Here is a 6,921-nt window from a genome sequence, read left to right on the forward strand (position 1 = left end):
TTATACTTTCATTATAAAAAATTAAAAAATGAACACATTTTACGCAATTTCAAAAGAAGGAAAAGAAGTAAATGAATTTGAAATTCCGTATTTTGATGATGTAATGAGTCAAAATCAAATAAATCCTACTGGTGGTTCCATTCAGATTAATAAAGTATTTAAAACAGCTACTGACCGAGAGTACGATATAAAGTTTCGAAAGGTAATGTATTCTCTAAAACCAATTTATAAAGTTCCTCTATTTTTGGATTATCACTTGGAAAGATATTTAGGAAATCCAACTGAATTTTTTTCTCAAATAAATTACACTATTTTACCCCTAGTTGACCGTGGAAGTCGTAAATCTTACGCAAAAATAATTCAAGATTGGCTCAATGTTAAGAATCCTAAATCTGAGTCAAAAAGTTATACAATTTCAACAGGTGACATAAATGCTCCATTGCAAATTCAACAAGATTCAAATTACTCGAGTCAAATACAGAAAATAAAACAAACGAAAGAAAGTGTAAATGAATTGTTCTCATTAATTAGGAAAGATATTGAGAAATTAGACAAGGATATTCGTGAAGATTTTGAGTTAGAAATGAATTACGCAGTTAAGCAACTTTCAAAAGAAAAAGACATTCAACCTCAATTGCTAAGTATAGGAGAACTTATAAAAAATGTTGGATTACCAATATTCACTGGACTAACTTCTTCTGGACTATTTGAAATGATAAAACTATTTATAGTAAAATAGAAACGGCATATAACAGTTGAGCTAGCTGGAATTTAGTGGAATTATCGTTTCACATCAAGTTTTCGTTTAACCGAAAACTGAAAGGTTACGAATCTCCAGCCATCTCAAAGAGGCCTTCCGTTGTGCGACATACTAACAAAAAACTGGGATAAAATAAAACAGAAGAAAAATGAAAATTGTATGTTTAGGCTGGGGTTCATTAATATGGAATCCTGAAGATTTATTAATTAAACGCGAATGGTTTGAAAATGGTCCGTTTTTGCCAATTGAATTCGCAAGACAATCAAATGATGGTAGATTAACACTTGTAATTACTAAATCTGCAAAACCTATTAGAACTTTATGGGCGGAAATGTCAACTACCAATTTAGAAATAGCTAAAAAATCTTTATCAATTCGTGAAGGAATTGCAGAAAAGAATATTTCAAGTTTAATTGGATGTGTCAAAAGCGATGAAATAATAACAAATGATAAATTAAAAATTGTTCTTAGAGATTGGGCTTTAGATTTAAAGATAGATGCTGTAATATGGACAAATTTGCCAACTAAATTTAATAAAAAGAGTCATAACGAACCTTCCTTGGAAGAAGCCGTTGATTACCTAAATAATTTGGACGTAAATAAAAAATCAAGAGCAGAAGAATATATTAGACGAGCACCAAAACAAATTGAAACCGATTTACGTAGAAAATTCGAATCTGAATTTGGTTGGACTTATAAAAATTAAAATAATGGAAAGAAAAAATCTAAAATCAATATTTATATTATTCATATTAGTATTTGTAAATTGTAAATCACCAAATGAAAATAAAATTATTGGCAATTGGGAGGGAACAAATACAAATAAAGCTTTTAGTAATATAGAACCTCGTTATTGTGAAATGGAATTTACAGAAGAAGGTAAGTTTTTTAACATAAATTCAGATATACAACGTTTAGAAAAAAATAAAGCTGTGTTAAAAGATTATATTATCAAAGGTGACTCATTAGTAACAATAGATTCAGATTCCAGAAAAGACCATTATTTTATTGAATATATTTCAGATACCAAATTAATTTTAAGGGAGAAAGTTGGAGACCTAAATGACTTTTCATACGAGTTAAATAAAGTTGGAAATAAATAATAGTACGTCGCACAACAGCTTTGATATAGCTGGAATTTAGTGGAATTATCGTTTCGCATTAAGTTTTCGTTAAGCCGAAAATTGAGCGGTTACGAACTTCCAGCCATCTCAAAGTGGCATAACGTAGTACACAAGCTAAAAAAAAACTATGCATCAAATAATATATCCAAATTTAGAAGACGGACATTCAGAATCATTAGAAGAATATATCCTGCAGATTTGTCATCAACATAAAACAGAAAATAGAGCAATGGCTTTTGCTTTTATTGTATCTGATTTAGATGATCCACAAATCATTAAATTACTAAGAGATAAAGATTATCTTCAAGCTTTAAATAAAATTTCGAGTAGATACTTGACGGTTTTTTATCTGAATAATGATTATGTAGATGAAACGATTAATAAAGCAGGGAAATCGGATATTATCAGATTTGAATTTGGGATTGAGAGAGTTGATGCTCCTGGCAATTATTCTCCAAAATATTTAGTGCAAAATTTATTAAATAGAGAAAATCTTCCATCTCCCTCAATCTTATTCTTTCAAGTAATTGATAATATTATTACTGACCATACCTTTGCACAAATCCGCGAAGATAGAATTGAAGACGCATTTATTGAAATGAAACAAATCATTAAAACTGCAATTGAAAGTTTAAGTACTGTAAAAGATGAAAATAGAGAAAACTCAAGTGAACTTTTTAATTTACTTAAACTAAGTATAGAGAGTTCTGAATATTGGAAGAATGCTAGGAATAATTTTGATAAATTAATTAAAATTAAAGACTTTTTATTATGTTGGAAAATATAAAACCAGTGTATAACAGCTTTGAGCTAGCTGGAATTTAGTGGAATTACCGTTTCGCATCACGTTTTCGTTACGCCGAAAATTGAGCGTTTACGATTTTTCAGCCATCTCAAAGTGGCGAAATTTTATACTGTAATATTAAAAACAATCACAAATGAAAAACGGATTACTTTATCCAATAATTAATTTTGTAATTACAAATCTAAAATATTTCAATTTAGTTGAATTATATAAGCTACTGCTTGTGAAAATATTTCGTAAAGGAGATAAATTGTCAGTTAATAGAATTGCAATTGACTCATTCATAATATTGAAATGGATTCTATTAGTTATTCTAATAAAATTTCAAATAAATAATTGTTTAATAACTGTAATTGTCTGGTATTTGCTTTATTCTAACTTGTATACATATTTCTACTATCATATTTGGTTTAATGATACGGCTAACGACCAACACAATACACCAATAAGAATAAGACGAAGATTTGTTAATTTACTAACTTCAGTAGGTTTTTCAAATCTCTGTTTTGCATACTTGTACCGCTTTCCATATCTACTAAACTTTGAATGGAGCGAAAAAATACCATTAACAACAAAAGCTCTTTGGTTTAGTTTCGCTAACTCGCTGACAGCAAATTATGAATTTGTTAGACCAATAAATAAGGATGGTGTCGATTTAACGATAACTCAATTAATAATTAGCTTTATTTTTCTAACAATGATATTAGGAAACTCAATTCCTAAAACTAACAACAATTAAACTATGGCTTATAGAAATGGAACATATGTTGCGTTCGCCGCTGATGGAGCGACAAATATTTTAACTTCTGATATTAAGTATTACAGATTATTACAAGGTTGGAAACTTATGAAGGGTAAAGATTTTAATATTATCGATTCCCACGAAAAAGGATCAATATTGAGAAAAGGAAGTTTAGATGAAACGATTAAAAGAACATTGAGAGGAAGATTAGACAATAGTACTAGATTATTATTATTAGTGGGAAACACAACACGATTCGATGATGATTTTGTCCCATATGAGATTCGATATGCAATTGACACATGTAAGCTTCCTGTAATTGTGTGTTATGTAAATTATGATAAAAGAATTTCTAATAATATTCCTCAGAATTTACTGAATTTATTACCAAAATCATTAAAAGATAGAATGGATAATGGGACAGCTAAAACAATTCACATTCCTTTTAGAGAGAGAATTTTAAATAGAGCAATTCAAGATTATAACCATAATAATATTCCTTCATACTCTTCTTCAATTTACCAAGACCATCTATACAATAATATTTATACTGACGGGAAGTTGTAAAAAATACTACAACTAACAGCAAAGGTATCGCTGCGTGCACAGAACGAATAATGAAAGCTGTGTTACACGGAATTAGATGAGTTTAAAAAAAAATCATAGTGTAAATTCAAATTAAACAAGATCAATCCATTTAGAGATTTTATGCGAACTGACATTGACAAGAACATTCGAGCAACAATGGAAAATCAGAGAATAAATAAAACCCCTAAATCAAAATTATCAGAATTCACAATTGAAGAAATTAGAGGCTGGATTATCGATCAAATGTATAATATTGAATCTCAAATAGATTTTTTAATTTGTGATTACTTTGATCCTAAAAATAAAAATGCGTTTAAAAAAATAGTACTGAATTCTTCAATTATTTCTATTGGTGGGAAAATCAAAATTAGGAGAAATATTAAATACTTCGATAAAAAAGTAATAGATAAAATTCAAAAAATTTCTTCAATAAGAAAAGATTTTGCGCATCTTCAGGTTACAGAACTTGTCCATATAAATATTACTAAAGATAAAAATGGTGAATTTAAAAGTTCAGAAGTTTCTAAAATAATAAGCCAAATGGAAGTTATGAATTAAAATGGTGAATTAAAAATGAAGAATTCACAGGAATTAATAACCGGATTTTTTGAATTAAATAATGAAATAAAAGAATACTTATTATCAAACAACCATAACTAACCGCCGCACGAAAAAGTTATTTGTTTTTAGTAAGTTGTAAATTATTCACAAATCAAAATTTACTATTTTGTAATTGATAGCAATCAATAAACCTAAATAAATTAGTATAAATATATATAAAACCTACTATGAGACTTATTACTACAGGAGAAATTGAGAATTGGGCGGACACGATAGAATGCAAATATTATCTTCCGCAACTGATAAGGAAACTAATTGTAGCAACAATAGATTTTAATTCTATAAGACATTTGGAATTCTCTTATGGAGAGGATGTGAATACTGGAGGTTATGATGGCGAGTTATTAACAGAGTCTGAAAATTTATTTGTGCCCTTTGGAGAAACTGTATGGGAATTCGGAACAACCAATAATAAAAAAGCGAAAGCAGACGAAGACTATGAAAAAAGAAAATTAAACCCATTAAATAAAGTACCGAGTGAGACTACTTATATTAATATTAATGGTAAAAAATATCGTGATAAAAAAAAGTGGGTCGCTGAAAAAAAAGAAGAAAATTTTTGGAAGGATGTAAAATATTTAGATGCAATTGACATAGATCAATGGCTCGAATTGGCACCACAGGTAGAAATTTGGCTTGCAGAAAAACTAGGAAAACCTACTAATGGAATATTTACTGCCGAGGAATATTGGAAAAGATGGAGCGATAATAAGAAAGTTAAGATTCTACCTGAAATAATTGCTGGATCGAGCCGAAAGAAAGCAGTTGAAAAAGTAAAACAGTTCTTAAATAGCGAAAGTGGCGTTTTATATATAAAATCCATTACAAAAGATGAAGCATTAATTTTTCCCGTGGCCATTTTAGAACAAATTGATGCACACGAAAAAAATAATTTATCATCAAAGACTCTTATAATTGATAATAGAGATTCATTTAGCAGATTAATACAAAGTAGCTGCCCTCTAATTATTATCACCAAATTTCAAGCAGATAGTACAGATATTAGTGCTGCAATACACAAAGGACATAAACTTATAGTGCCGCTGAGTCCTTCTGATGAGATAAATTCAGATAAAATCGATTTACCTATCGTTTCATTGGATGATTTTGAAAATGGATTAAAGAATATGGGAATTGACTATGAACAGGCTCGATTACTAACAAAGAATACTGGTCGAAATATTTCAGTTCTTAGAAGAACATTGGAGTTGGACTATATGCAACCCAAATGGCTTGATAACATAAGTATTGCTGATATTATTGCAATTCTTTTAGTAAATAGATTCTCAGAATACAAAGACGGAGATAAAGAGATAATAGAAAGAATAAGCGGGAAGTCATACTCTGAATATGAAAAATTCCTAAAGAGTTTATTAAATCAAGAAGATACACCTGTCTATCATATTAATGGAGTTTGGAGATTAATTTCTCCAACAGATATTTGGCTTTATATCGCAAAATATGTTTCCAATGATGATTTTGAAAAACTACAAAAAATATGTTTAGATGTTTTAAGTGAGATTGCCTATAAATATTCAATTCCATTAAACGACAGGGGTAATTTTATTCAAACTCCAGATGTAGCCCCTATATATTCATCCAATCTTAAAGAAGGCTTATGTGAGACTTTGGCAATAATATCAATATTGGGTGAAAAATACGGAATTGGTAGCATTACCCCTGACAAATTTGTTGATAGTACAATCCAATTTATACTCGAAAAAGATATAGTTGTTTGGAGGTCTTTATCAAGTAATCTTATGATACTTGCAGAAGCATCTCCACCAGTTTTCCTAAATAATTTAGAAAGAATAATAAAAGACAAATCAGTTGTAGCATTCTTTGAAGAACAACAAGGATTTTTGCATACTTCAAATGATTTAGCTCCCTTATTATGGTGCTTAAATATTATTGGCTGGATGCCAGAAAATTTAATGCGGGTTACTTTAGCTCTATGCGAACTTATAAATTCATCTCCTGATAAATTTCCAACCACAAATACTCCTTATGAAACATTAAAAAGTATTTATAGAGTTTGGTATCCCCAGACTAATGCAAATGCTGAGGATAGAAAAAAAATATTAGAAATAATTTTAAAAAAGTATCCTGACACATTATATAATCTTCTTGTTGGTATGATAGGAAGTGGTAATGATACTGCATTTCATATCCCCAGACCAAAATTGAGACTGTTTTCTGAATTATGGATATTCCGCTGCAAAGGTCGCCACGATTCCGCTACAAAGTGCACCACGATTCCGCTGCAAAGTACACCATCCAT

At 29.4% G+C, this 6,921-nt stretch carries 7 protein-coding genes; all 7 read left to right on the forward strand.

Going from position 1 to position 6,921, the window contains the following annotated elements; all coding sequences use genetic code 11:
- Positions 1-28 precede the first annotated feature (28 nt).
- Positions 29-739, forward strand: a complete 711-nt coding sequence (locus tag QO200_RS14020) for a hypothetical protein (RefSeq protein ID WP_371541074.1) — start codon at positions 29-31, stop codon at positions 737-739.
- Positions 740-908: 169 nt separating this feature from the next.
- The gene (locus QO200_RS14025; RefSeq protein ID WP_371541076.1) at positions 909-1,466 is read left to right on the forward strand and encodes a hypothetical protein; all 558 of its coding nucleotides are present in this window, start codon (positions 909-911) and stop codon (positions 1,464-1,466) included.
- Positions 1,467-1,470: 4 nt separating this feature from the next.
- Positions 1,471-1,863 carry a hypothetical protein gene (locus QO200_RS14030; protein WP_371541078.1) on the forward strand — a complete coding sequence of 131 codons (393 nt, stop codon included), beginning with the start codon at positions 1,471-1,473 and terminating at the stop codon, positions 1,861-1,863.
- A 148-nt stretch (positions 1,864-2,011) separates the two neighbouring features.
- Complete coding sequence (locus QO200_RS14035; protein ID WP_371541080.1) at positions 2,012-2,671, forward strand: hypothetical protein; 660 nt, start codon at positions 2,012-2,014, stop codon at positions 2,669-2,671.
- A gap of 760 nt (positions 2,672-3,431) precedes the next feature.
- Complete coding sequence (locus tag QO200_RS14040) at positions 3,432-3,998, forward strand: TIR domain-containing protein (protein WP_371541081.1); 567 nt, start codon at positions 3,432-3,434, stop codon at positions 3,996-3,998.
- A 177-nt stretch (positions 3,999-4,175) separates the two neighbouring features.
- Entirely contained in the window at positions 4,176-4,577 is a 402-nt protein-coding gene (locus QO200_RS14045; RefSeq protein WP_371541083.1) for a hypothetical protein, read from the forward strand.
- 230 nt (positions 4,578-4,807) lie between these two features.
- Positions 4,808-6,921: hypothetical protein (locus QO200_RS14050; RefSeq protein ID WP_371541085.1), on the forward strand; the 2,114-nt coding region annotated here is incomplete at its 3' end.

This window comes from Flavobacterium sp. Arc3, assembly GCF_041431375.1.
In the GTDB taxonomy this organism is placed as follows: domain Bacteria; phylum Bacteroidota; class Bacteroidia; order Flavobacteriales; family Flavobacteriaceae; genus Flavobacterium.